Consider the following 24,953-nt stretch of genomic DNA (forward strand, 5'->3'; position numbering starts at 1 on the left):
CGGGCATTGACGGATCCAAAGGTTCGGTAGTAGACCTTTTGCATGGAGGCTCGCAGATGAGGAAGGCTCCGCTCACACTGGAACAGCTGCGGGTCGCCGTCGCCGAGCGCGAGATCGACACCGTGGTGCTCGCCCTGGTCGACATGCAGGGGCGGCTGCAGGGCAAGCGGTTCCACGCGCCCTACTTCCTGGAACAGGTGGTCGCGCACGGCAGCGAGGGCTGCAACTACCTGCTCGCCGTCGACGTCGACATGAACACCGTCGACGGCTACGCGATGTCCGGTTGGGACCGTGGCTACGGGGACCTCGCGATGGTTCCCGACCTGGCCACGCTGCGCCGGGTGCCGTGGCAGCGGGGCACGACGATGGTCCTGGCGGACCTCGAGTGGCTGGACGGTTCCGGCCCGATCGTCGCCTCCCCCCGGCAGATCCTCCGCCGGCAGCTGGACCGGCTGGCCGCGCACGGGCTGACTGCGTACGCGGGCACGGAGCTGGAGTTCGTGCTCTACCGGGACTCCTACGAGGAGGCGTGGCGGCGCGCGTACCGGGACCTCACGCCGGCCAACCAGTACAACGTGGACTACTCGCTGCTCGGCACCGCGCGGGTGGAGCCGCTGCTGCGGCGGATCCGCACCGAGATGGCCGGCGCGGGGCTGGCTCCGGAGAGCGCCAAGGGCGAGTGCAACCTCGGCCAGCACGAGATCGCCTTCCGCTACGCCGAGGCGTTGACCTGCGCCGACAACCACGTCATCTACAAGAACGGCGCCAAGGAGATCGCGGCCCAGGAGGGCATGTCGATCACCTTCATGGCCAAGCCGAACGCGCGGGAGGGCAACTCCTGCCACATCCACTTCTCGGTGCGGGACGCGGAGGGACGGTCGGCGATGCGGGGCGACGGGCCGGCGCGCCTGTCCCCGACCGGCCAGCGGGTCCTGGCCGGGCTGCTCGCCACGATGCGGGAGTTCAGCCTGTTCTTCGCGCCGAACGTCAACTCGTACAAGCGCTACCAGCCCGGGTCGTTCGCGCCGACCGCGCTGCGCTGGGGCACCGACAACCGCACCTGCGCCCTCCGCCTGGTCGGCCACGGCGAGGGGATGCGGGTGGAGAACCGGGTGCCCGGCGCGGACGTCAACCCGTACCTGGCGATCGCCGCCCTGGTGGCCGGCGCCGTGCACGGCCTCGAACAGAAGCTGGAGCTGGGGCCGGAGTGCACCGGGAACGCGTACGACGACATGCGGGCCGAGCGGGTGCCCGGCACCCTGCGCGACGCGCACACGCTGTGGCGCGACTCGGTCCTGGCGCGCGACGCCTTCGGTGACGAGGTGGTCGACCACTACGCCAACCAGGCACGGGTCGAGCTGGCGGCGTTCGACGCCGCCGTGACCGACTGGGAGCTCTTCCGTGGCTTCGAACGCCTGTGACCCCACCCCCATTCGTGCCGATCATGGACTTGTGGTGGGCGGTTCAAGGTGGTTCGTGCCTTCCGCGGAGCACCACAACTCCATGATCGACGAGGAGGGGGGTCGGTGACCGAGGTCGTCAACCCGGCTACGGGGGAGGTCGTCGCGACGGTGCCGGCGGCGTCGCGCGCCGAGACGGATGCCGCGATCGCGCGGGCCGATCGCGCCTACGGCCCGTGGCGGGACGTCAACCCGGGGGATCGGGCGCGGTTGCTGCGGCGGTTCGCCGTCCTGGTGGACGAGCAGCTGGAGGAGCTGGCGCGGCTGGAGGTGCGCAACTCCGGGCACACCATCGGCAACGCGCGCTGGGAAGCGGGCAACGTCCGGGACGTGCTCGACTACTACGCGGGCGCACCCGAACGACTGACCGGACGGCAGATCCCGGTGGCCGGCGGCCTGGACGTGACGTTCCACGAGCCGCTCGGCGTCGTCGGGGTGATCGTGCCGTGGAACTTCCCGATGCCGATCGCGGCCTGGGGTTTCGCCCCGGCCCTCGCCGCCGGCAACACGGTGGTGCTCAAGCCCGCCGAGCTGACCCCGCTCACCGCGCTGCGCCTCGCCGAGCTGGGCCGCGCGGCGGGCCTGCCCGACGGCGTGTTCGCCGTGCTGCCGGGGTCGGGCTCGGTGGTGGGGGAGCGGTTCGTCACCCACCCGGCGGTACGCAAGATCTGCTTCACCGGCTCCACGGCGGTCGGCACGCGGATCATGGCCGGCTGCGCCGCCCAGGTGAAGCGGCTTACCCTGGAGCTGGGCGGCAAGTCCGCCAACCTGGTCTTCGCCGACGCCGACCTGGAGCAGGCCGCCGCCAGCGCGCCGTACGCCGTCTTCGACAACGCCGGGCAGGACTGCTGCGCCCGGTCGCGGATCCTGGTCCAGCGGCCGGTCTACGACCGGTTCCTGGAGCTGCTGGAACCGGCCGTGCGCGCCCTGCGGGTGGAGGATCCGGCCGCCGAGAGCGCCGAGATGGGCCCGCTCATCTCGGCGCGGCAGCGCGACCGGGTGGCCGGGTACGTGGCCGGCGCCCGGGTCGCCTTCACCGGCTCCCGGCCGGACGGTCCCGGCTTCTGGTACGCCCCGACCGTGCTGCTGGCCGACTCGCCGGCGGACCGGCACTGGCGGGAGGAGATCTTCGGCCCGGTGGTCTCGGTGCTGCCGTTCGACGACGAGGCCGAGGCGGTCCACCTCGCCAACGACACCGAGTATGGCCTCTCCGGCTCGATCTGGACCCGGGACGTGGGCCGGGCCGTCCGGGTGGCCCGGGCCGTGGAGTCGGGCAACCTCAGCGTCAACTCGCACTCCTCGGTGCGGTACTGGACGCCGTTCGGCGGGATGAAGCGCTCGGGGCTGGGCCGTGAGCTGGGCCCGGACGCGCTGCATGCCTTCACCGACGTCAAGAACGTGTTCATCGCGACGAAGGAGTGACAAGGTGCGGGGTCGGTTGCAGGACCGGGTGGCCGTGGTCACCGGCGCGGGCAGCGGGATCGGGCTGGCCACGGTGCGGCGGTTCGCCGCCGAGGGGGCGCGCGTGGTCTGTGTGGACATCGACCCGGAGGCCGGGAAGCGGGCCGCCGACGAGGTCGGCGGCGAGTTCGTCGCCGCCGACGTGTCCGACGAGGCGGCCGTCCGGGACCTGTTCGACGGCGTGGCCGCCCGGCACGGCCGGGTGGACGTGGCGTTCAACAACGCCGGCATCTCCCCACCCGACGACGACTCCATCCTGGAGACCGGCCTGGACGCCTGGGAACGGGTGCTGCGGGTCAACACGACCAGCGTCTACCTGTGCTGCAGGTATGTGATCCCGCACATGCGGCGGCAGGGCAAGGGGTCGATCATCAACACCGCCTCCTTCGTGGCGCTGATGGGGGCGGCCACCTCGCAGATCGCGTACACGGCCAGCAAGGGCGGGGTGCTGGCGCTGACCCGCGAGCTGGGCGTGCAGTTCGCCCGCGAGGGGATCCGGGTCAACGCGCTCTGCCCGGGACCGATCGCCACGCCGCTGCTGCTCGACCTCTTCGCCGAGGATCCGGAGCGGGCCGCCCGCCGGCTGGTGCACGTGCCGATGGGCCGGTTCGGGCAGCCGGCGGAGATCGCCGCCGCCGTCGCATTCCTGGCCAGCGACGACGCGTCCTTCATGACGGCCGCGCAGTTCGTGGTGGACGGCGGCATCACCGGCGCGTACGTGACACCACTGTGACCCGGCCGGTGATCGGCGTCACCGCCTACGGCGAGCCGGCGAGCTGGGCGGGGTGGCGGGACGTTCCGGCGGTGCTGGTGCCGGCGGCGTACGTGCGGGCGGTGACCGCGGCCGGCGGCCGCGCGGTGGTGCTGCCCCCGGACGACCTCGACCCGGACGTGCTGGGGGTCCTCGACGGGCTGGTGCTGAGCGGCGGGCCGGACGTCGATCCGGCCCGGTACGGGCAGGTGCCCGGCCCGCGCAGCGAGACCCGGCCGGCGCGGGACGCCGCCGAACTGAGCCTGGTCACCGCCGCGCTCGCCGCCGACCTGCCGGTGCTGGGCGTGTGCCGCGGGATGCAACTGCTCGTGGTCGCCGCCGGTGGCACCCTCCACCAGCATCTTCCCGACGTCGTGGGGCACGAGCGGCACCGCCCCGCGCCCGCGACCTACGGGTCGCACCCGGCCCGGTTCGCGCCGGGGAGCCTGGCGGCGGCCGTCATGGCCGGGGTCGACCGCGTCAACTCCTACCACCACCAGGGGGTCGCCGACCCGGGATGGCTCACGCCCAGCGGGTGGGCGGACGACGGCGTCGTCGAGGCGGTGGAGGACCCGGGACGTCCCTTCCTGCTCGGCGTGCAGTGGCACCCGGAGGTGGACGTCGACCCCCGGCCGCTGGCCGCGCTCGTCCGGGCCGCGGAAAGGTAACCAGCGCTCAGCCCCGGCGATGCGTTACGTCGCGGCTCCATCGGGGTACAAGCCGGGGCACGCCGATGGTCATCGGGCCAGGCGCGAACGGCCGGACCGGGAGGCTGCATGAGCTCGGCCCAGGAGGGCGAGGAGGGCGTACGCCCCTCGGGCGGTCCCGTTGACGGGACTATCCCGCCGCTGCTCCAGGCTGCCTTCGACCGGGGCGGCGAGATGGGCGCCCGGCTCCGGGCCCACGACTGGTCCACCAGCCCGGTCGGCCCGCCGCACACCTGGCCGTCCGCGCTCAGCCACGCGATCAGCACGATGCTCGCCTCGCGGTCGCAGCTGGTGCTGTTCTGGGGCGAGGAGAGCCTGGCCTTCTACAACGACGCCTACCGGCCGACGATCGGCACCAAGCACCCGCAGGCCCTCGGGCGGCCGGCCCGCGAGCACTGGGCGGAGACGTGGGACGTCCTCGGGCCGGTGCTGACCGGGGTGCTCCGGACCGGAACGCCGTACTACGGGCAGGACCACCCGTTCCTCATCGACCGGCACGGGTTCCTCGAGACCGTCTACTTCGACGTCTCGTACGACCCGGTCCGGGACGCCGACGGGCGGGTCAGCGGCGTCTTCTGTGTCGTCTCCGAGACCACCGGCCGGGTGCTCGGCGAGCGGCGGCTACGGGCGTTGGCCGAGCTCGGCGCCGCGCTGGCCGAGGTGACCAGCACCGCCGAGCTCGGTCGCAGCGCGGCCCGGGTCCTCGACCGGCACCGGGCGGACGTGCCGTTCGCGCTGATCCACCTGCGGGACGCGTCCGGACGGCTCGCCCTCGCCGGGCACAGCAACCTCGACCCGGCGTCGGTCACCCTGCCGTCCCCGGTGCTCCTCAACGAACTCGCGGCCGGCGACGGCCCGGCCGGAGTGGCGGTCGGCGACCTGATCGGCGGGCCGGTCGGCGCCGAGCGGGCGCTGGTCCTGCCGATCACCGCGACCAACGAGCAGTTCGGCGTGCTGACCCTCGGCGTCTCGCCCCGCTTCGCCTTCTCCGACGAGTACCGGAACTTCTTCGGCCTGCTGGCCGGGCAGATCTCCCGTGCGGTCGACCGGCAGCAGGCGTACGAGCAGGAACGGGCGCGAGCCGCCGAACTGGCCGCGCTCGACCGGGCCAAGACCAACTTCTTCGCCAACGTCAGCCACGAGTTCCGCACGCCGTTGACGCTGGTGCTCGGTCCGCTGGAGGACCTGCTCGCCGACCCGGCGCTGCCCGCGGCGTACGTGGACCGGCTCACCATGACGCACCGCAACGCGCTGCGGCTGCTCAAGCTCGTCAACACGGTCCTCGACTTCTCCCGGCTGGAGTCCGGCCGCCTGGCCGCCCACTACCAGCCGACCGATCTGGCCGGCTACACGGCCCGGCTGGCCAGCACGTTCCGCTCGGTCACCGAGCGGGCCGGGCTGCGGCTGGTGGTCGACTGCCCGCCGCTTCCCGCGCCGGTCCACGTGGACCGGGACATGTGGGAGAAGATCGTCCTGAACCTCGTCTCCAACGCCGTCAAGTTCACCTTCGACGGCGAGATCCGGATCGGGATCCGGGCCGTCGGCGACGCCGCCCGGCTGGAGGTCGCCGACACCGGCGTGGGCATCGTGCCGGAGGAGCTGCCACACGTCTTCGAGCGGTTCCACCGGGTGCCCGGCGTCCGTTCCCGCACCCACGAGGGCACCGGCATCGGGCTGGCGCTGGTCCGCGAGCTGGTCGAGATGCACGGCGGGCGGGTCCAGGTGCGCAGCACCGCCGGCGAGGGCAGCACGTTCACGGTGACGGTCCCGTTCGGCTCGGCGCACCTGCCCGCCGAGCGGGTCGCCGAGGCCGCGGACACCTTCCGCGAAGAACTGGCTCAGGCCGAACTGCACGTGGCGGAGACCGCGCTGTGGGCCGGAACGTCCGGCCGGGTCGACGCCGGCTCGGCGGCGGGCGGGATCACCGCGACGGCCGGCGCCGCCAGCGCGACGGGCCGCATCCTGGTCGCCGACGACAACCCCGACCTGCGTGAGCACGTGACCCGCCTGCTCGCGCCGTCGTGGGAGGTGGTGACGGTCAACGACGGCGTGGAGGCGCTGCGGGCGGCCGTCGAGAGCTCGTTCGACCTGGTGCTGGCCGACGTGATGATGCCCCGGCTGGACGGGTTCGGGCTGGTGGCGGCGCTGCGGGCTGACCCGCGTACCCGGCACCTGCCGATCGTGCTGCTCTCCGCGCGGGCCGGTCCGGCCGAGGCCGTGGCCGGGCTGTCGGTCGGCGCCGACGACTACCTCACGAAGCCCTTCGCCGGCCAGGAGCTGATCGCCCGGGTCCGGGCGAACGTGGAGCTGGGGCAGGTGCGCGGCCAGGTCATCCGCCGGTTGCGGGCGCTGGCCGACGCGGCCGTGGCGGTCAACACCGCCCGCTCGACCCGCGACGTCCTCCAGGTCGCCGCCCGGCACGCGCTCAGCCTCGCCGAGGCCGCCCGCGTCGTGGTCAGCGCCGGCGGCGCCCGCTTCGAGGCCGACGCCGGGGGTCCCACCGCGCTCGACCCGGCACTCGTCCTGCCGCTGACCGGTTCCACCGGGGAGCGGCTCGGCGAGCTGCGGGTCTGGCGGCCGGACGGCGACGGCGCGGAGGCCGAGGAGGCCGCCCTCACCCAACTCGCCCGCCTGGTCGGCGTCCGGCTGGAGAACGCCCAGCTCTACGAGGCCGAGCACCGCATCGCCACCACCCTCCAGCACAGCCTGCTGCCGCGCTCGCTGCCGCAGCTGCCCGGCGCCGTCCTCGCCGGCCGCTACCTTCCCGGGACGACCGACGTCGAGGTCGGCGGCGACTGGTACGACGCACTCGCGCTCGGCGACGGGACGCTCGTGCTGGTCATCGGCGACGTGGTCGGCAAGGGTGTCCGCGCCGCCGCGGCGATGGGCGAGCTCCGCAACGCGCTGCGGGCGTACCTGCTGGAGGGATTCGACCCTGGAGCGTCGCTGACCCGGCTGAACCGGCTCGTGAAGTCCACCGAGGGCCGCTCGTTCGCCACCGTCGCCTGTCTCGCCTTCACCCCCCGCACCGGCGGGCTGCGCTACGCCAGCGCCGGCCATCCGTCCCCGCTGCTGATCCGAGGAGACGACGTGGCCTTCCTGCACGACCGGGCGCTCGGCCCGCCGGTCGGGGCGATCCCCGGCACCGGGTACGGCACGGTCGAGGCGGAGCTGACCCCGGGCAGCCGGCTGCTGCTGTTCACCGACGGCCTCGTCGAGGACCGGGACCAGGGCATCGACGCGGCGCTGGAGCAGCTGTGCCGGGACGCGGCGACGCCGGGCGAGCACGTCGCCGACCTCGTCGACACGGTCGTCGAGCGGGTCGCCGGGCGCCCCCGCCGCGACGACGTCGCGGTCCTCGCGCTCGAGGCCACCGAACCCAACCGGTTCGCGCTGCGGCTGCCCGCGGACCCGACCCGGTTGAGCGTGCTGCGCAAGCGGCTGGAGGACTTCCTCGTCGCGCACGCCGTCGGGGAGACCGACCTGTTCGACCTCACCGTCGCCGTCTCCGAGGCCGCGGCGAACGCCATCGAGCACCCCGTCGACCCGGCCGAGACGACGATCGACGTGGAGGTCACGATCGAGGACCGCACGGTGGTCGCCACGGTCCGCGACAGCGGCCGGTGGCGCGAGTCCACCGGCTCCGGCTTCCGGGGGCGCGGGTTGACGCTGATCCGGGCGTTGGGGGAGCTGTCGGTGCGCCGTACCCCGGACGGGACGGAGGTGACGCTGCGCCGGCGGCTGCGGAGCTGAGCCCCGCGCGCGGCGGGGTGGCCCGGGCGCTCAGGTGGGCCGGAGCCAGGCCTGGTCGCCGAGACCGGAGATCTCCAGCACCCGGGCGACCTGCCGGGACGGCAGCACGGTGAGCGTGCCGGGAAGCTGCTGCGACAGGCGGACCACCGCGTGGATCGCGGCCGAGTCGAAGAAGGTGACCGCGCGCAGGTCGAGCGTGACCCGGTCGGCCGGCTCCCGCAGGGCGGTCTGGAGCATCGTGTCGGCGGTCGCCATGTCGACCTCACCCGTGACCACGACGTGAAGGTGATCATCCTCGATCTCCGCGCTCGCGGAGAACACGGGAGGCGCGCCCTCTTGATCCACGGAGAAACGATGGCACAGCGGACGTGGCGCGGCAACAATCACCCGCCACCGCCCGTGGCGGAGGTCACCGGGAAGCGCGGCGATAGGCTTGCGCCATGACCGTCCGTGCGCCGCTGACCCCAGGCACGCTCTCCCCGTGGCGGCCGGTGCCCGCCCACATCCCACGACCCGAGTACGTGGGCAAGAAGCGTCCCCAGGAGTGGCGTGGCTCGCACGTGCAGACCCCGGAGACCATCGAGAAGATGCGGATCGCCGCGCGGCTGGCGGCCCAGGCCACCCAGCTCGCGGGTGAGCACTGCAAGCCGGGCGTGACCACCGACGAGATCGACAAGGTGGTGCACGAGTTCCTCTGCGACCACGGCGCCTACCCGTCGACGCTGGGCTACAAGGGCTTCCCCAAGTCCTGCTGCACCAGCGTCAACGAGGTGATCTGCCACGGCATCCCCGACTCGACCGTCCTGCAGGACGGCGACATCATCAACGTCGACGTGACCGCGTACATCCACGGGGTGCACGGCGACACCGACGCCACCTTCTGCGTGGGCGAGGTGAGCGAGGAGGCCCGGCTGCTGGTCGAGCGCACCCACGAGGCGATGATGCGGGGCATCCGGGCGGTCGCCCCCGGCCGCCAGATCAACGTCATCGGCCGGGTCATCGAGTCGTACGCGAAGCGCTTCGGTTACGGCGTGGTACGCGACTTCACCGGCCACGGCATCGGCGAGTCCTTCCACAGCGGGCTCTACGTGCCGCACTACGACAGCCCGCGGCCCACCGACCTGATGGAGCCCGGGATGACCTTCACCGTCGAGCCGATGATCACTCTCGGCACCTACCAGTACGACATGTGGGACGACGGCTGGACCGTGGTGACCAAGGACCGGAAGTGGACCGCCCAGTTCGAGCACACGATCGTCGTGACCGAGGACGGCCACGAGATCCTGACGCTGCCATGACGGACACCCCGGCGGCGCTGCGCGAGGCGCACCACGCGGACGTGTCCGGCGGCTGGCTGCGCCCCGCCGTCTTCGGCACGATGGACGGCCTGGTCACCAACATCGCCCTGATCGCGGGCGTCGGCGGCGGCGGGGTCTCGCCCCGCGCCCTCGTGCTCACCGGCACCGCCGGCCTGGTGGCCGGTGCCATCTCAATGGGGCTCGGGGAGTACACCAGCGTCCGGTCGGCCAACGAGCAGGTGGCCGCCGAGGTCGCCAAGGAGCGGCGGGAGCTGGAGCGGCACCCGGAGGCGGAGGCGCGGGAACTGGCCGACGCCTGGGTCGCCCGGGGCCTGCCCCGCGACCTGGCCGTACAGGTCGCCGAGGCGGTGCGCCGCAACCCCGAGGAGGCGCTGCGGGTGCACGTCCGGGAGGAGCTGGGCGTCGACCCCGACGACCAGCCCAGCCCGTGGGCGGCGGCGATCTCGTCGTTCCTGTGCTTCTCGGTCGGCGCCCTGGTGCCCCTGCTGCCCTACCTGGTCGGTCTCACCAGTCTCTGGCTGGCGCTGGGCTTCGGCGGCGTCGGGCTCTTCCTGGCCGGCGCCATCGTCGCCCGGTTCACCAGCCGGCCCTGGTGGTCGAGCGGCCTGCGCCAGCTCCTGCTGGGCGGCCTGGCCGCCGCGGCCACCTACGCCATCGGCGCCCTGATCGGCGTCCAGGGCGGGTGGTGAGGAAAGGCCCGGGGTGGCGCGGGATCCCGGCCGGACATCACGGGCCGCTCAGCAGTTCCGCCACGGTGCCGTCGACCGGGCGGCCCCGGGCCGCCAGCTCGTCGGCCTGCCGGGCGAGCACCGCACCCACCTCGGTCATGTCGGCGCCGGCCAGCCCGGTGCGCCGCACCGCGTCGCCCGGGTCACGGAAGTAGGTGCGGCTGAGCAGGCCGCTCACCGTCGCCGCGGCGAGCCGCGCCTCGGCGAGCATGAGCAGCGCCTGGTCGGTCTCGTACCACTCGGCCAGGCGGGCCGCCCGGGCGTGCGCCGCGCTGCCCCGGTACCACGCCTGCCGGGCGGCGGCGCTGAACTCCGCCGGGCGGGCCAGGGCCAGCCGCCCCAGGTGCTCGTCGCGCAGCGTGCGCAGCCAGCCGGTCGGGTCGTGCAGGGGGCGCGTGGTCACGTACCGGTCGGCGGTGAGCGGCCAGCGCGGGGTGAGCGACCGGGCCTGCTGGAGGTAGTCGTCGGCGGCGACGACGGTCAGGTCCACCAGGACGCCGTCCACCCGGCGGGTGGCTGGGGCCGGCCCGCAGCCGGGCCGGTACGTGACGACCAGCAGCCCGACCTCGCCGTCGCCGCCACCGTCGTCGTCCCCGTGGGCCAGGGGCCCGTGCACCGCCACGGCGAGCACGTCCGCCGGGTACCGCCGGCGGGCCGCGTCGGCCGCCCGCCCGGCGACCGCCCACCGTGGATCGTCCCGGTACGCCTCGCCGCCATCGGAGTGCACGCCGCTCACCTCACGCCCCACCGGACCTGGACGGTCGCCCGCACCGCAGGCTAGTCCCGCCGGGTCGGGTCGGCGGGTGCGGCGCGCCCGTCCGGCACCAGCCGGAAGATGCGGATCTCGCGGCCGCCGGCCCGCCGCACGTACGTGCGGTACGCCGGCCATTCGGTGACCAGCCGCTGCCAGAGCCGTTCCCGCTCGGTGCCCTCGGCCACCTCGGCCCGCACCGCGACCCGGCGGCCCTTGACGTCGACCACGGCGGCGGGGTCGGCGAGCAGGTTCAGCGCCCAGCCGGGCTGGTGCGCCTGGCCCCAGTTCGACCCGATCACCACGTACGCGTCGCCGTCCGGCACGTACAGCAGGGGATTGCTGCGAGGCTTGCCGGAGCGCCGGCCGGTGGTGGTGAGGACCAGCGAGGGGATGAGGCCCAGGGCGACCACGCGCCCCCGGGTGATCCGGCCCACGACGCGGTCGGCGGGGACGAGCAGGCGGGCGACGGCGCCGAACCAGCGGTGGTGACCGACCCGCCGGGTGAGGGTTCCCAGTACGGACACGGGAACAGTCTGCCGGCTCGCGGCCGGCCGGGGCACCCCCTGGGAGGTCTAGTCCAGGCGCCGCTCGACCGGCAGCCGGGACCGGGTGAACAGGCCCGCCCCGAGCATCGCCACCAGCGGCACCACCACCAGCACGGCCAGCGTGGCGCCGGGCACGACCAGCGGGTACGGCTCCGCGACCGGCCAGCTCGTGGCGTACCGGCGGTTGGTCGCCGCCATGATGATGACGACGGAGCCGACCCCGGCGACGAGCCCGAGCGCCGAGCCGAGGACGGCGATGACCCCGGCCTGGCAGAGCGAGAGGATCCGGCGTACCCCCGGCCCGGCGCCGACGGCGGCCAGGGTGGACAGGTCGGCGCGTCCCTCGGCGGCGGCCAGACCGGTCGCGACACCGGCGGCGCCGAGCGTGATCACGCCGGAGGCCGCCGCGAGCAGCAGCAGGACCGGCCTCGTGTCGCTCGCCGGTGGGCCCGGGTCGTGGCTGACCGCGACCGCACCGTGCGGCCACAGCGCGGCGACGAACCGGTCCCGTCGGTCGCGGTCGTCCACCCCGTCCGCGGTGAGGGCCCAACCGAGCGGCCGGGCCGCCAACCCGAGCCGGGCGGTCGCCGCGGGGGAGAGCAGCAGCTGCTCGGTGGCGAGCCGGGTCGGCACGGCATGGCCGGGGACGGTGACGCGGGTGGTGACGGTGTCGTCCGGACCGGCGCGGACGACCAGCTCCAGCCGGCCGTCCACGAGGTAGCGCGGATCGGTGACCACCGCCCCGCCGGCGCGCAGCACCGTCGCGGCGGCCGCGGCGTCGGCCGGTTCGGCGCCGGTGAGCAGCGGCAGCGCCCGGCCGTCGGCCACGACCACCTTGAGGTACGGCCCGGCGCGGTCGTCCGGCCCGCGCCGGCAGCGCTCGTCCGCCCGGGCCTGCCGGAGCTCGGCCTCGGTGAGACTGTCCTGGTACGACCACGGGCAGGCCCGGCCGGGCGGAACCACCGGGGTGACCCGGCACGTGTCGTCGCCCGCCGCTGGGCAGCCGACCTCCGCCAGCGGCGCCAGCGTGCCGGCCCCGAGGTGGGTCCGGGCCGCCGCCGCGACCGCGTCCACGGCCGGGAGCGCCGGGTCGTCCTCGGGGTTCGGCCCGGTGATCCGAGTGGCGATCCAGCCATCCGAGTCGGCCCGGGTGACCAGCATGGTCTCGGCCGGCAGGTCGGGGCGCCACGCGTCGTTGCTGCGCGCCGCGTCGCTGGCGAGCCAGATCCCGAGACCGACGCTGCCGGCGACCGCCGCCATCACCGCGGAGATCGCCGGTGCCGCCGACGACCGGTTCCGGCTGGCGTCGCGCAGTGCGATCCGCGGGGCCAGCGGCAGCACCCGCCCGGCGCGGGCGAGCAACCCGATCAGCGTCGGCGTGGTGAGCACCAGGCCCAGCTCGCCGAGGACGAGGCCGGCGAGGATCACGGTCGGGCTGGTCCACACCGCTCCCGCGGCGGCCAGGACCGCCCCGACCGTCGTGAGCCCGACGCCCGCCACCAGCCAGCGGCGGCGGTACGCCGGCGGTGTCCGCCGGCCGGCCAACCCGGCCACGACGTCCTGCCGGGCCGCCGTCCAAGCCGGCACCAGCGCGGCGAGCACCCCGGCCAGCACGGCGACCGCCGCGATGGCCGCCAGCAGCAGGGGCGGGGTCCGGTAACCGCCGAAGCGCGTGCCGAAGAGGTACTCCTCGGTCAGCGGCCGGGCGGCGACGGCCGCGGCGACGCCCAGCACCAGGCCGACGGCCGCGCCCACCGCCCCGAGGACCACACCGTCGGCCAGGACGATCCGCCGCAGGTGCACGCCGTCACCGCCGGCCACCGCGACCAGCGCGAGGTCCCGGCGCCGCCGCCGGACCCCGACGGCGAAGGCGGGCCCGACCAGCAGCACCACCTCCAGCAGGGCGAGCCCGCCGACGAGCACCGCCCCGCCGGCGTCCGCCATGCTCACCGAAGAGATCCACGGGTACGCGTCGGGCGGGACGCCGTCCGGGGACGGGCCGGGGGTGCGTGCCTGGACCAGCCACCCGTGCGCGTTGAGGTGGCGGAACAGGTCGTGGTCGGCGGCGCCCGGCAGGTCCACCAGCCAGCTTCTCCCGTCGGCCGGACGCCCACCCGGCGGCAGCGTGACCAGGGGGGCCAGGTGGTCGGGGAACTCGACCACACCGACCACGGTCCAGGTCCGGCGGCCGTCCGCGGCGGACAGCGTCCCGCCGATCCGGGTGTCCAGGCGCCGCAGCGCGGCCGGGTTCGCCGCGAGCTCGCCGGGAGCCGCCGGCGCGCGGCCGGCGTGGAACCGGACCAGGCCGCGCCCGAGCGGGTCGGTGAGGTCGACGACCCGGGCGGTCACCGCGTCCTCGACCCGGTCGCCGACCCGGGCCTCGAACGGCGCCCAACGCTGCAGCGGCTGGACCCGCGAGCCGGGCGGGAGCAGGGCGGCGACCTCCGCCGCGGTGGTCCGGCCCGGTGGGGCGGGATCCTCGCCGAGCGTGCCCCAGCCATCGCCCCACGGCTTCTGGCTGATCGGACCGCGAGCCACCGCGGTCAGCTCCGCGTCCGCGACGCCGAGTTGCTGCGCGGCCCGTTCGGGCCGGGTCAGGTCGGACATGTCCCAGGTCGTGGCCGCGAAGGCGAGGACCAGCACGGGCAGCGTGATCATCGCGAGCACCAGCGCCGTGCGTCCCCGCGCCCGCCGCGCCTCCCGGCGCGCGATCCGCAGCGCGACCCACCAAGAGCCGACCGTCGTGGCGAGGCGCGTGCCAGACCGGCCCGGGCTCACCGGTCGCTGCCGGTCAGCAACTGCTCGACGTCCACCAGCGGCGCCGTCGAGTCGACCAGCACCCCGTCGCGCAGGAACACCACCCGGTCGGCCCAACCGGCGTGCCGTGCCTCGTGGGTGACCAGCACACCGGCGGCTCCCGCGTCGACCCGGCGGCGGAGCAGGTGCAGGACCGCCTCGCCGGTCTGCGAGTCGAGCGCGCCGGTGGGCTCGTCGGCCAGGACCAGCCGGCGCTCGCCGACCAGCGCGCGGGCGATCGCCACCCGCTGCTGCTGGCCACCGGAGAGCTGGTCCGGGAAGCGGTCGCCCAGCTCCGGCAGGCCCACCTCGGCCAGCGCCGCCAGCGCCGCGCGGCGGGCCCGGCGCACGCCGGCGCCGTCGAGTTCGAGGGGGAGGGCGACGTTCTCCACCGCGGTCAGGCTGCCGAGCAGGTTCAGGTTCTGGAAGATGTAGCCGATGCGGCGGCGGCGCAACCGGGCGAGGCTCCGCCGGTCCAGCCCGCCGAGCGACTGCCCCTCGACGCGGATCTCGCCGGCCGTCGCGCCGTCCAGCCCGCCGGCCAGGGCGAGCAGCGTGGACTTGCCCGACCCGGACGGGCCCATCACCGCGACCAGTTCGCCGGCGTGCACGGTGAGGCTCACGCCGCGCAGCGCGTGCACCGCGGTCGGCCCGCTGCCGTGGGTGCGGCGCGCGTCGCGGACGTCGAGCACGGGGACCGGGCCGTCGTCCGCGACCGCGCTCACCGGACCACCTTCGTTCGCGACTGCGGGGCTCGCAGGACCGGCTCACTCCTCGCGCTCACCGGACCACCTTCGTTCGCGACTGCGGGGCTCGCCGGACCGACTCACTCCTCGCGCTCACCGTCGGGCCTCCGCGTCGGCGCGCTCCACCGCCCCGGCGTCCGGCGTGGCGCCGCCGTCCGTGGCCGGTCCCGGCGTCCGGTGCCGCACCAGGCTGCTCTCGCAGTGGTCCAGCCAGCGGACCTCCGCCTCGGCCTGGAAGACCATCGCGTCCAGCACGAGCCGCCAGGGCAGGTCCTCCGGCCGGTCGCTGGCGTACTTGAGGCGGGTCAGCTCCTGGAGGGTCCGCATCGTGGCGGCCCGCTGGGTCTGCACCACCGACCGCACGTCCACGCCCGGCGTGGTGAGCGCGAGGGCGAGCTTGATCGCCAGTTCGTCGCGGGGCCGGTCGCTCCGGCTGATCGGCGTGGCGAACCAGAGCGCGAGGTCCGCCCGCCCGGCGTCGGTGATCTCGTACGGACGCTGCCCGGCCTCGCTCTCCGGGAGTGACCGCACCAGCCCGTCCCGCTCGAGGCGGGACAGGGTGGTGTAGACCTGCCCGATGTTCAGCGGCCAGGTCGACCCGGTCGACTCCTCGAAGGCGGAACGCAGCTGGTAGCCGTACATCTGGCCGCGTTCGAGCAGAGCGAGCAGTCCGTGACGGATGGACATGGTCTCGGAGTATGCATACCTGGTATGGCATCGGCAACCGGAGCGGCGCCGGGGTCAGGCCGGCCGCCCCGGGAACGGCACCGTCAGCGGTTGCGTCCCGGCGGTGCGCCGCCAGCGGGTGGCCCGTACCGCGCAATCGACCAACGCGGCCAGCGCCCGCTCCCGCTCGGCTCCGGTCGTGGCGGCCACGGCCGCCCGCCAGAACGCCGCCGTCCGCTCCTCGACCTCGACGGCGAGCCGCAGGGCACTGGCCCGGTCGGTGACGGGGAAGGGCAGGGCGTAGCCGGCGTGGTCGGGCGGGACCTGTCCGCCGCCGGTGCTGAGCTGCAGCACGAGTTGGTCCCGCCGCCGCCGGTGGGCCGCCTCGGCGTCCCGGGCCGCCTTCCGGGCGGCGTCGGCGAGGCGTACCCCGATCGGGCCGTAGGCCCAGATGGCGGCGTACTCGGCGGACAGGGCCGCACCGAGGGCGGCGGTGGGGCCGGCGGACGGGGTGGGCGTGGTCATCGCAACGCCTCCAGGTGGGCGGCCCGGGCGGCGGCGACGGAGGCGAGCAGGGCGGCCCGCTCGGCCGGCGCCTCCACGCAGGCCCGGACGGCCGTGTCACGGGCGGTCGTCTCGCGCTCCCGCAGCCCGGCGAGCGCCGTGTCGGGATCGGCGGCCGGGGCGCCGGAGGACGGGGCCGCGGACGCCGACGGCAGGGTCACCCGGGCGACCCGGGCCAGCTCCGCCGCGTGCGCGGCGTGCGCGTCGGCGATCGGGGTCAGCCGCTCGGCCAGGGCGGGGTGTGCGGAGGCGGTGTCGCGGTACGCCCCGGCGAGCGCGAGCGCCTCGTCCACCAGCGGCGCGAGCGGATCCGGGCCGGGTGGCGGGTCCCCGTCGCGGTCGAACGGATCACAGCCGGCGAGCGGGGCCACGGCGCCACCGAGTGCCAGGAGGGCGCCAGCCCGTAGCACTTTCCGCCGGGAATACCTGATTGTCCCGTCGTGCTGGGTCGTTCTGCCGGTCACCACCGCACAAGTCAACACCATCGTGGCCGCTCGCGCGGTCACCGGCGTCGGTGCGCCGCCCGGGCCAGCGGGCGGACGGCGGGTTACGCTCTGCGCAACCACCGGTGCGTCCGCCCCGGTGGCATATGGCTATGGCGACCGGACGGGCGCCGTCGACAGCAGAAAGGGCGCCAGATGACCCAGCGTGGCCGTGCCACCAGGCAGACCGGGCCGACGGGGCGACCGCGGCGCGCGGTCGGCCAGCGCGGCGCCGATCGGGTCGGCCGCGGCGGTGACCTCGCCGCGCGGCGCGCCCGGCTGCGGGAGGTCGTCGAGCCGGTGGTCACCGACGCCGGGTACGACCTGGAGGACCTGTCGGTGTCCCGGGCGGGCCGGCGCCACGTGGTGCGGGTGATCGTCGACGCCGACGGCGGGATCAGTCTCGACGCCGTCGCCGACGTCTCGCGGGCCGTCTCCGCCGCCCTGGACGCCGCCGAGGAGGCGGGCGGGGACCTCGTCGCCGGGGAGTACCAACTCGAGGTCAGCTCGCCGGGCGTGGACCGCCCGCTCACGCTGCCCCGGCACTGGCGGCGTAACGCCGGTCGCCTGGTCAAGGTGACCGTACGGGGCGGGCCGGCCGGCGGTGACCGCCAGCTCACCGGCCGGGTGATCGATGCCGACGACGAGCGGGTGGTGCTGGAGACCGACGCCGGCCGCGCGGAATGGAGCTACGCCGACCTGGGCCCGGGGCGGGTGCAGGTCGAGTTCAACCGCCTCGACGAGATCGGCGGAGCGGACGAGTTCGACGGCACCGACGAGGTCGGCGACGACACAGACCTCGACGACGACGATGTGGAGGACGAGGAGAGGTGAACATCGACCTCGCGGCGCTGCGCGCACTGGAGCGCGAGCGGGAGATCCCGTTCGACACGATCCTCGCGGCGATCGAGACCGCGCTGCTGACGGCGTACCGGCACACCGAGGGCGCCGAGTCCCACGCGCGGGTGGAGATCGACCGCAAGACGGGCGCGGCCCTCGTGTACGCCCAGGAGGTGGACGCCGACGGCACCGTGGTGCGGGAGTGGGACGACACCCCGCACGACTTCGGCCGGATCGCGGCCATGACCGCCAAGCAGGTGATACTCCAGCGGCTGCGGGAGGCCACCGACGAGGCGCACTTCGGCGAGTACGTGGGTCGCGACGGTGACCTGGTGACCGGTGTGGTGCAGGCGCACGAGGCGCGCGCCGAGAAGGGCATCGTCACCGTGGACCTGGGCAAGCTCGAGGGCGTCCTGCCGCAGTCGGAGCAGGTGCCCGGCGAGCGGTACGCGCACGGCGAGCGGATCCGCTGCGTCGTGGTGCACGTGGCCAAGGGAATGCGCGGCCCGCAGATCACGTTGTCCCGGTCGCACCCGGCGCTGGTGAAGAAGCTGTTCGCGCTCGAGGTGCCGGAGATCGCCGACGGCACCGTCGAGATCAGCGCGATCGCACGTGAGGCAGGTCACCGCACGAAGATCGCGGTGCGCTCCACCGCTGCCGGCGTTAACGCCAAGGGCGCCTGTATCGGCCCGATGGGGCAGCGTGTCCGGGCTGTGATGAGTGAGCTGCACGGGGAGAAGATCGACATCATCGACTGGTCGGAGGACCCGGCGACCTTCGTCGGGAACGCGCTCTCGCCCGCCAAGGCGCTGCGGGTCGAGGTGGTCGACCTGGCGACGCGTACCGCCCGGGTGACGGTGCCGGACTTCCAGCTCTCGCTGGCGATCGGTCGGGAGGGGCAGAATGCCCGGCTTGCCGCCCGGCTGACCGGTTGGCGGATCGACATCCGCTCCGACGCCGAGCAGGCCGGTCCGGCCGGGCCCGGCGGAGCCGATCACGTACCGGAGCCGGGCGGCGCGATCTCCGGGAGCTAGGGGTAGACTTTCTCCAGTGGCACGACGCGCGCTGCCGGAGCGCACCTGTGTGGGTTGCCGGCGTCGGGCGCCGGCCAGTGAACTGCTGCGGATCGTCGCGATCGGTGACGAGGCTGGTCACAGCCTCCGGCCTGATCCGGCCCGCAGGCTGCCGGGTCGGGGAGCGAACATGCACCCGGATCCGGCCTGCTTCGCGCAGGCGTTGCGGCGCCGCGCCTTCGGGCGGGCGCTGCGCCTCACCGGGGTCCTCGACCACGGTGAGCTCGCGGAGCACCTCGATGCGCCAACCACGACGTCCGGTCAACCCGACCGGGCGCGGGTCGCTAGCAAGGTAGGACGACCGACATGAGCACACGATGAAGTCGCAGAAATGACCAGGCTTCAAGTGCACGAGTGAGGTCGCTGCGGGTGCTGCCCGCACGACCTCGGAGTGAGGAGTGCAGTGGCAGGAAAGGCCCGCGTACACGAGCTTGCCAAGGAGCTCGGGGTCGAAAGCAAGACCGTTCTCGCCAAGCTCAAGGAGATGGGCGAGTTCGTGAAGTCCGCGTCCAGCACCGTCGAGGCGCCGGTCGCCCGACGGTTGCGTAGCGCGTTCGTCAACAACGCCGGTTCCCCGGCACCGGCCGCCCCGCCGGCGGCCGCTCCGTCGGCTCCGGCGTCGACCCCGACCCCGTCGGCGGCACCGGGCGCGTCCCGCGTCTCGGCCAAGCCCATGCCGCCCCGGCGGCCGGGCGCGCCGTCGCCGGGTCCGAAGCCCAAGGGACCGGTCCCCGGCCCGCCGCAGACCGCGGCACCGGTGGCCAAGCCGGCGAGCGCCCACGACATCGAGGTGGCGGCCGCCGAGGCGCGCGCCGCCGCGCTGAAGGCCGAGCAGGAGGCCGCGGTCAAGGCCGCGCAGGCTGCCCGGCAGCAGCAGCGGGAGAACGTCCGGCGGGAGCCGCCCACCGAGGGTGGCCCGCGCCCCGGTCCCCGCCCCGGCCCCGGCGCGATGCCGCCCCGGCCGGGCACCACGGCCGGCGGTCGTCCCGGTGGACCCACCCCGGGCCCCGGCGCCCGGCCCGGTGGGCGTCCGCCGGCGCGCGGCGCCGGTAACAACCCGTTCGGCATCCAGGGCGGCCAGCAGCAGCGGCCGCCGGCGGCCGGTGCGGGCGGACCGCGCCCGAGTCCGGCGTCGATGCCGCCGCGGCCGAGCCCGGCCTCGATGCCGCCGCGGCCGAGCCCGGCGTCCATGCCGAGCCAGCGTCCGGGTCGCCCCGGCGGTCCCGGTGCCGGTCGTCCCGGCACGGGCGCCGGTCGTCCGGGTGGTGGCGGCGGTGGTTACCGCGGCGGTCCCGGTGGCGGTGGCGGCGGCGGTGGTTACCGCGGCGGCCCCGGTGGCGGTGGCGGCGGCGGTGGTTACCGCGGCGGCCCCGGTGGCGGTGGCGGTGGCGGCTTCCGCCCCGGCGCGCCGGCCGGTGGCGCCGGCCGTCCCGGTGGCGGCGGTCGCGGTCGCGGCGGCGGTGCCGCCGGCGCCTTCGGGCGTCCGGGTGGCAAGCCGACCCGCGGTCGCAAGTCCAAGAAGCAGCGCAGACAGGAGTTCGACAACCTGTCGGCCCCGACCATGTCCTCGGGCGCGCCCCGGGGCCAGGGTCAGGTCGTCCGGCTGTCCCGTGGCGCCTCGCTCTCGGACTTCGCGGACAAGATCAACGCCAACCCGGGTTCGCTCGTCCAGGAGATGTTCAACCTGGGCGAGATGGTGACCGCGACCCAGTCCTGCTCTGACGACACCCTGCTGCTGTTGGGTGAGCACCTCGGCTTCAACGTGCAGATCGTCAGCCCGGAGGACGAGGACCGCGAGCTGCTCGCGCAGTTCAACATCGACCTGGACGCCGAGGTGGCGGAGGATCGCCTGGTCAGCCGGCCGCCGGTGGTGACCGTCATGGGTCACGTCGACCACGGTAAGACCAAGCTGCTCGACGCGATCCGCAAGGCGAACGTGGTGGCCGGTGAGGCGGGTGGCATCACCCAGCACATCGGCGCCTACCAGGTCCACGTCCCGCACGAGGGCGAGGACCGGGCGATCACGTTCATCGACACCCCGGGTCACGAGGCGTTCACCGCCATGCGTGCCCGTGGTGCCCAGGTCACCGACATCGTGATCCTGGTGGTCGCGGCCGACGACGGCGTCATGCCGCAGACGATCGAGGCGTTGAACCACGCCAAGGCGGCCGACGTGCCGATCGTGGTGGCGGTCAACAAGGTCGACAAGCCGGAGGCCAACCCGGACAAGGTCCGCCAGCAGCTGACCGAGTACGGACTGGTCGCCGAGGAGTACGGCGGCGACACGATGTTCGTCAACGTGGCCGCCAAGCCGGGCATCGGCATCGAGGACCTGCTCGAGGCCGTCCTGCTGACGGCGGACGCGTCGCTGGAGCTGACCGCTCCGATCGACGGTCCGGCGCAGGGTGTGGCCATCGAGGCGCACCTGGACAAGGGCCGCGGTGCGGTGGCGACGGTGCTGGTGCAGAAGGGCACCCTGCGGGCGGGCGACTCGATCGTCGCCGGCGGGGCGCACGGCCGGGTCCGCGCGATGCTCGACGAGAACGGCAACCAGGTCGCCGAGGCGGGCCCGGCCCGTCCGGTGCTGGTGCTGGGTCTGACCGCGGTGCCGGGGGCGGGCGACACGTTCCTGGCCGCCGAGGACGACCGCACCGTGCGGCAGATCGCCGAGCAGCGGCAGGCGCGGCGGCGGGCGGCGGCGTTCGCCAACTCCCGTGGCCGGGCCACCCTCGAGACGCTCATGGAGCAGCTCAAGGAGGGCGAGAAGACCTCGCTCAACCTGGTGCTCAAGGGCGACGTGTCCGGTTCCGTGGAGGCGCTCGAGGACGCGCTGTTCAACCTCGACATCCCCGAGGAGGTCCAGCTCAGGATCATCCACCGGGGCGTCGGCGCGATCACCGAGAGCGACGTCATGCTGGCGAGCGCCTCGTCCGAGGCGGTCACGATCATCGGCTACAACGTGCGGGCTGCCAACAAGGTCCGCGAGATGGCCGACCGCGAGGGCGTGGAGATCCGGTACTACACGGTCATCTACCAGGCCATCGAGGAGATCGAGGCGGCGCTCAAGGGCCTGCTCAAGCCGGAGTACGAGGAGGTCGAGCTGGGCACCGCGGAGGTCCGCGAGGTCTTCCGCTCGTCCAAGATCGGCAACATCTCCGGTTGCATCGTCCGGTCGGGGCTCATCCGGCGCAACGCCAAGGCGCGCCTGCTGCGCGACGGCACGGTGGTGGCGGACAACCTCACCATCAGCTCGCTCAAGCGCTTCAAGGACGACGCGACCGAGGTGCGGGAGGGCTTCGAGTGCGGTCTGACCCTGGGTGGTTACAACAACGTCCAGGTCGGCGATGTGATCGAGACCTTCGAGATGCGGGAGAAGGCACGCGCCTGATCCGGTAGGACACCGATCGAGGGGTTTACGCCACGCCCGGCGTAAACCCCTTGATCATGTCTGGGGCGGTCCGTAACGTCCGGGGCGATGTACACCGGAACCGCGGTATTCGACCTGCTGCTGCCGACCGACTCCCGGTCGCTGAAGGCCAAGAGGTCCTACGTACGGCCGATCGTGGCGGCACTGCGCCGCTTCGAGGTGTCGGCCGCCGAGGTGGGGGCGCTCGACCTGCACGGTCGGGCGAAGGTCGGGGTCGCCGTGGTGGCCGCCGAGGCCGCCCACGTGCGTGCGGTGCTGGACTCGTGCGAGCGCCTCGTCGCCGCCCGCCCCGAGATCGAGTTGCTGTCGGTGCGCCGCCGGCTGCACGGCGAGGACGACTGACCGCTGGTCAGCGGCCAGCGGGAGGAGCGAGCTTGCCAGCCCGCGGGCGCGAACCAAGGGTGGGCAACAGCCACCGCCGGCGGCGTACGCCCGGGAGGGTGGCGCGGGTAGTGTTCGAGGTGTTGGCCGGCCGGCCCGGGTGACGTTCCGCGTCCCCGACGGCGGCCGGGAGCGGGACGCCGTGGAGGTGGCGAGATGTCGGATCCGGCCAAGGTACGCCGGCACGCGGAGCGGGTGCGTGAGCTGGTCGCGTCGGTGGTGCGCAGCCAGATCAAGGACCCCCGGCTCGGCATGATCACCATCACCGACGCCCGGATCACCGCCGACCTGCGGGACGCCACGGTCTTCTACACCGTGCTCGGCGACGCGGCCGCCCAGTCGGGCACCGCCGCCGCGCTGGAGAGCGCCAAGGGCATGCTGCGCAGCACCGTGGGCAAGGCGCTCGGGCTGCGCCACTCGCCGACGCTGACCTTCGTCCTGGACGACGTGCAGGACCAGGTCAAGCACATCGACGACCTGCTCGCCCAGGCCCGCCACGCGGACGCCGAGGTGCAGCGCCTCGCCGCCAGGGCCAAGTACGCGGGCGAAGCCCAGCCGTACCGACTGGACGACGAGACCGACGACGAGGCGGAGGACGCCGGGGACGAGGTCCCGCCCGGGGGCGGGGACGGCCGGTGACCGATCCCGTCGGGCCGGCCGAGACCGACTGGGCGGCGGCCGTCGCCGCCGTACGGGGGCTGCCGGCCGAGGGGCGGGTGCTGCTGATCTGCCACGTCAACCCCGACGGCGACGCGCTCGGCAGCATGCTCGGCTTCGCCCTCGCCCTGCGGCGGCTCGGGGTGGCGCGGCTGCAGGCCACCTTCCCCGGTCCGCCCGAGGTGCCGGAGACGCTCCGTGGGCTGCCGGGTGAGGAGCTGCTGGTGCCGGCCACGGCGGCGTACGCCGATCCGGACCTGGTGGTCTGCTTCGACGCGGCCAGCGAGTCCCGGCTGGGGGAGCTGGTCGACCGCCTGACGACCGCCGGCACCACCGTGGTGCTCGACCATCACGCGTCGAACACCCGCTTCGGGGCGGTCAACCTGGTCGACCCGCACGCGGCGGCCACCTCGGTGGTCGTCGACGGGTTGCTGACCCGTCTCGGGGTGCCGCTGGACGCGGCGATCGCGGAGTGCCTGTACGTGGCGCTCAGCACCGACACCGGCTCGTTCCGGTTCGAGGCCACCACACCCGAGGTGCACCGGTTCGCGGCCCGGCTGCTGGCCACCGGTATCCGCCCCGGCGACATCTCCCGTCGGATCTTCGACACCCGTCCGTTCGGGGCCGTGCGGCTCCTCGGCGAGGTGGTCGGCCGGGCCCGGCTGGAGCCGGAGGCGGCCGGCGGCCGGGGTCTGGTGTGGACCTGGGCGACGCTGGACGACCTGGCCCGGTACGGGCAGCGCCCGTACGTGCTGGAGGCGCTCATCGACTCCGTCCGGTGTACGGCGGAGGCGGACGTGAGCTGCGTGGTGAAGCAGACGGCACCCGGCGACTGGGCGGTCTCGCTGCGCAGCAAGGGGGCGGTCGACGTGAGCCGGGTGGCGGTGGCGCTGGGTGGCGGTGGGCATCGCTTCGCCGCCGGCTTCACCGGGCGGGGCAGCGCCGACCAGGTGGTCGACGCGATCCGCCGGGAGCTGCACGGGGCGCTGCTCGACGGCGCCCGCGGCTGACCCGCCCGGGTGAAGATCAGGGTCGGCTCGGGGAGTGTCCACCTTTCCGCCGTCGGTGATCATGGGCAGAATTGCGGGATGGAGCAGCCCCACGACCTCACCGTCGAGGCGCCCCGCGCCTGGGACCGTCCCGCCGTCGCCGTGCCGGTGCTCGTCTGCCTGTCGCTGGTCGGTGGTCGGTTCCCGTCCTTCTCGGTCGAGGCGAACCTCTGGACGCTCGGCACCGGCGGCGTGCTGATCTGGCTCGGCCTGAGCAACCGGGTGCCCCGGCGGCCGGCCCCGCCCCGGTTGGGCCCCGGGGCGGTGTGGTGGGCGCTCCCGGTGACCGTGTTCGTGGTGTTCGAGGGGGCCACGTTCGTGGCCGCGGCGGGCGACGACTTCCCGACCTTCTCCCGGCTGGCCGATCCCCTGCTGGAGGACCGGCTGGTCCGGTCCGCGACCTGGCTGGCCTGGCTGTCCGCGTTCTGGGGGCTGGTGCGGCGATGATGCGGGCGCTCGCGATCGGCGGCTTTCTGGCCGCGTTGGCGCTGTTCGCCGTCGTGGAGTGGGCGGCGCGCCGGGAGGGCTCCCGGATCCCCACCCTCGGCGAGGTCTGCGCGTACGTGATGCGCTACGAGGTGGGGTCGGTGCCGGTGGGCCGGATCGGTGTCTTCGGCTTCTGGTGGTGGCTGGGCTGGCACTTCCTGGCCCGTTGAGGCACCGCGTCGGGGCCGCCCAGATGGTGGGAACCCCCGGCAGCATGCGGACCTGAACGATAGCTTGGGAATTGACCGGTGCCAGCGGATGGCACGGGTCGTGGGGGTGGGGCCGCACCCGGCGCCGTCCCCCTCCAG

General features: G+C 74.5%; 24 protein-coding genes. 16 read left to right on the forward strand and 8 right to left on the reverse strand.

The window, feature by feature from the left end:
- The first annotated feature begins 56 nt into the window (after positions 1-56).
- From EV376_RS12220 to EV376_RS12240, 5 genes are all read left to right on the forward strand, one after another.
- Complete coding sequence (locus EV376_RS12220; RefSeq protein ID WP_130322768.1) at positions 57-1,421, forward strand: glutamine synthetase family protein; 1,365 nt, start codon at positions 57-59, stop codon at positions 1,419-1,421.
- Between the two features lie 105 nt (positions 1,422-1,526).
- Positions 1,527-2,882, forward strand: coding sequence for an aldehyde dehydrogenase family protein (locus EV376_RS12225; RefSeq protein WP_130322770.1), 1,356 nt, complete (start codon positions 1,527-1,529; stop codon positions 2,880-2,882).
- Between the two features lie 4 nt (positions 2,883-2,886).
- Positions 2,887-3,654 carry a 3-oxoacyl-ACP reductase gene (locus EV376_RS12230; RefSeq protein WP_130322771.1) on the forward strand — a complete coding sequence of 256 codons (768 nt, stop codon included), beginning with the start codon at positions 2,887-2,889 and terminating at the stop codon, positions 3,652-3,654.
- On the forward strand, positions 3,651-4,340 hold the full coding sequence (locus EV376_RS12235; RefSeq protein ID WP_130322773.1) for a gamma-glutamyl-gamma-aminobutyrate hydrolase family protein: 690 nt from the start codon (positions 3,651-3,653) through the stop codon (positions 4,338-4,340). Before EV376_RS12230 ends, EV376_RS12235 begins: the two co-directional genes overlap by 4 nt.
- Positions 4,341-4,448: 108 nt before the next feature.
- Positions 4,449-8,132 (forward strand): SpoIIE family protein phosphatase, encoded by a 3,684-nt coding sequence (locus EV376_RS12240; protein ID WP_130322775.1) that lies wholly within the window; start codon positions 4,449-4,451, stop codon positions 8,130-8,132.
- Positions 8,133-8,162: 30 nt separating this feature from the next.
- On the opposite strand, the gene EV376_RS12245 is transcribed toward EV376_RS12240, so the two are convergent.
- Positions 8,163-8,477: an STAS domain-containing protein gene (locus tag EV376_RS12245; protein ID WP_130322777.1), complete on the reverse strand. Its 315-nt coding sequence runs from the start codon at positions 8,475-8,477 to the stop codon at positions 8,163-8,165.
- 95 nt (positions 8,478-8,572) lie between these two features.
- Here EV376_RS12245 and map point away from each other — a divergent pair, with 95 nt between their 5' ends.
- Both map and EV376_RS12255 read left to right on the forward strand, forming a co-directional pair.
- A complete protein-coding gene (gene map, locus EV376_RS12250; protein WP_130322779.1) occupies positions 8,573-9,430 on the forward strand; it encodes a type I methionyl aminopeptidase in 858 nt (285 codons plus the stop codon).
- Complete coding sequence (locus EV376_RS12255; protein ID WP_130322781.1) at positions 9,427-10,140, forward strand: VIT1/CCC1 transporter family protein; 714 nt, start codon at positions 9,427-9,429, stop codon at positions 10,138-10,140. The genes map and EV376_RS12255 overlap by 4 nt, the downstream gene beginning before the upstream one ends.
- Positions 10,141-10,177: 37 nt before the next feature.
- Here the strand turns inward: EV376_RS12255 and EV376_RS12260 are convergent, their stop codons facing one another.
- From EV376_RS12260 to EV376_RS12290, 7 genes are all read right to left on the reverse strand, one after another.
- On the reverse strand, positions 10,178-10,906 hold the full coding sequence (locus EV376_RS12260) for a nucleotidyltransferase domain-containing protein (protein WP_130322783.1): 729 nt from the start codon (positions 10,904-10,906) through the stop codon (positions 10,178-10,180).
- Between the two features lie 50 nt (positions 10,907-10,956).
- Entirely contained in the window at positions 10,957-11,457 is a 501-nt protein-coding gene (locus tag EV376_RS12265; protein WP_130322785.1) for a nitroreductase/quinone reductase family protein, read from the reverse strand.
- Positions 11,458-11,505: 48 nt separating this feature from the next.
- Complete coding sequence (locus EV376_RS12270) at positions 11,506-14,136, reverse strand: FtsX-like permease family protein (RefSeq protein WP_486482604.1); 2,631 nt, start codon at positions 14,134-14,136, stop codon at positions 11,506-11,508.
- A gap of 116 nt (positions 14,137-14,252) precedes the next feature.
- Positions 14,253-14,999 (reverse strand): ABC transporter ATP-binding protein, encoded by a 747-nt coding sequence (locus tag EV376_RS12275; protein WP_130322789.1) that lies wholly within the window; start codon positions 14,997-14,999, stop codon positions 14,253-14,255.
- 114 nt (positions 15,000-15,113) lie between these two features.
- The gene (locus EV376_RS12280; protein ID WP_130322791.1) at positions 15,114-15,707 is read right to left on the reverse strand and encodes a PadR family transcriptional regulator; all 594 of its coding nucleotides are present in this window, start codon (positions 15,705-15,707) and stop codon (positions 15,114-15,116) included.
- Positions 15,708-15,761: 54 nt separating this feature from the next.
- Complete coding sequence (locus EV376_RS12285) at positions 15,762-16,211, reverse strand: ferritin-like domain-containing protein (RefSeq protein WP_130322793.1); 450 nt, start codon at positions 16,209-16,211, stop codon at positions 15,762-15,764.
- Entirely contained in the window at positions 16,208-16,621 is a 414-nt protein-coding gene (locus EV376_RS12290; protein ID WP_130322795.1) for a hypothetical protein, read from the reverse strand. Before EV376_RS12290 ends, EV376_RS12285 begins: the two co-directional genes overlap by 4 nt.
- 267 nt (positions 16,622-16,888) lie before the next feature.
- Between EV376_RS12290 and rimP the strand changes: the two genes are divergently transcribed.
- From rimP to EV376_RS12335, 9 genes are all read left to right on the forward strand, one after another.
- A complete protein-coding gene (gene rimP, locus EV376_RS12295) occupies positions 16,889-17,566 on the forward strand; it encodes a ribosome maturation factor RimP (protein WP_130322797.1) in 678 nt (225 codons plus the stop codon).
- On the forward strand, positions 17,563-18,606 hold the full coding sequence (nusA, locus tag EV376_RS12300) for a transcription termination factor NusA (protein WP_130322799.1): 1,044 nt from the start codon (positions 17,563-17,565) through the stop codon (positions 18,604-18,606). Before rimP ends, nusA begins: the two co-directional genes overlap by 4 nt.
- Positions 18,607-18,622: 16 nt before the next feature.
- A complete protein-coding gene (locus EV376_RS12305) occupies positions 18,623-18,955 on the forward strand; it encodes a YlxR family protein (protein WP_130322801.1) in 333 nt (110 codons plus the stop codon).
- Between the two features lie 93 nt (positions 18,956-19,048).
- A complete protein-coding gene (infB, locus tag EV376_RS12310) occupies positions 19,049-22,033 on the forward strand; it encodes a translation initiation factor IF-2 (protein ID WP_130322803.1) in 2,985 nt (994 codons plus the stop codon).
- 87 nt (positions 22,034-22,120) lie between these two features.
- Entirely contained in the window at positions 22,121-22,414 is a 294-nt protein-coding gene (locus tag EV376_RS12315) for a DUF503 domain-containing protein (protein ID WP_130322805.1), read from the forward strand.
- A gap of 195 nt (positions 22,415-22,609) precedes the next feature.
- The gene (gene rbfA / locus EV376_RS12320) at positions 22,610-23,092 is read left to right on the forward strand and encodes a 30S ribosome-binding factor RbfA (protein WP_130322807.1); all 483 of its coding nucleotides are present in this window, start codon (positions 22,610-22,612) and stop codon (positions 23,090-23,092) included.
- Positions 23,089-24,120: a DHH family phosphoesterase gene (locus EV376_RS12325; RefSeq protein ID WP_130322809.1), complete on the forward strand. Its 1,032-nt coding sequence runs from the start codon at positions 23,089-23,091 to the stop codon at positions 24,118-24,120. The genes rbfA and EV376_RS12325 overlap by 4 nt, the downstream gene beginning before the upstream one ends.
- Positions 24,121-24,198: 78 nt before the next feature.
- Positions 24,199-24,606: a hypothetical protein gene (locus tag EV376_RS12330; RefSeq protein ID WP_130322811.1), complete on the forward strand. Its 408-nt coding sequence runs from the start codon at positions 24,199-24,201 to the stop codon at positions 24,604-24,606.
- A complete protein-coding gene (locus EV376_RS12335) occupies positions 24,606-24,815 on the forward strand; it encodes a DUF6186 family protein (protein WP_207228541.1) in 210 nt (69 codons plus the stop codon). The genes EV376_RS12330 and EV376_RS12335 overlap by 1 nt, the downstream gene beginning before the upstream one ends.
- Positions 24,816-24,953 lie beyond the last annotated feature (138 nt).

It is taken from the genome of Micromonospora sp. CNZ295, assembly GCF_004217535.1.

Coding starts and splice junctions, on each gene's coding strand:
- rimP (WP_130322797.1), top strand. CDS start 16,889: ATGACCCAGCGTGGCCGTGCCACCAGGCAGACCGGGCCGACGGGGCGA.
- EV376_RS12280 (WP_130322791.1), bottom strand. CDS start 15,707: ATGTCCATCCGTCACGGACTGCTCGCTCTGCTCGAACGCGGCCAGATG.
- EV376_RS12240 (WP_130322775.1), top strand. CDS start 4,449: ATGAGCTCGGCCCAGGAGGGCGAGGAGGGCGTACGCCCCTCGGGCGGT.
- EV376_RS12315 (WP_130322805.1), top strand. CDS start 22,121: ATGTACACCGGAACCGCGGTATTCGACCTGCTGCTGCCGACCGACTCC.
- EV376_RS12330 (WP_130322811.1), top strand. CDS start 24,199: ATGGAGCAGCCCCACGACCTCACCGTCGAGGCGCCCCGCGCCTGGGAC.
- EV376_RS12285 (WP_130322793.1), bottom strand. CDS start 16,211: ATGACCACGCCCACCCCGTCCGCCGGCCCCACCGCCGCCCTCGGTGCG.
- EV376_RS12220 (WP_130322768.1), top strand. CDS start 57: ATGAGGAAGGCTCCGCTCACACTGGAACAGCTGCGGGTCGCCGTCGCC.
- rbfA (WP_130322807.1), top strand. CDS start 22,610: ATGTCGGATCCGGCCAAGGTACGCCGGCACGCGGAGCGGGTGCGTGAG.
- EV376_RS12255 (WP_130322781.1), top strand. CDS start 9,427: ATGACGGACACCCCGGCGGCGCTGCGCGAGGCGCACCACGCGGACGTG.
- map (WP_130322779.1), top strand. CDS start 8,573: ATGACCGTCCGTGCGCCGCTGACCCCAGGCACGCTCTCCCCGTGGCGG.
- EV376_RS12270 (WP_486482604.1), bottom strand. CDS start 14,136: ATGATCACGCTGCCCGTGCTGGTCCTCGCCTTCGCGGCCACGACCTGG.
- EV376_RS12335 (WP_207228541.1), top strand. CDS start 24,606: ATGCGGGCGCTCGCGATCGGCGGCTTTCTGGCCGCGTTGGCGCTGTTC.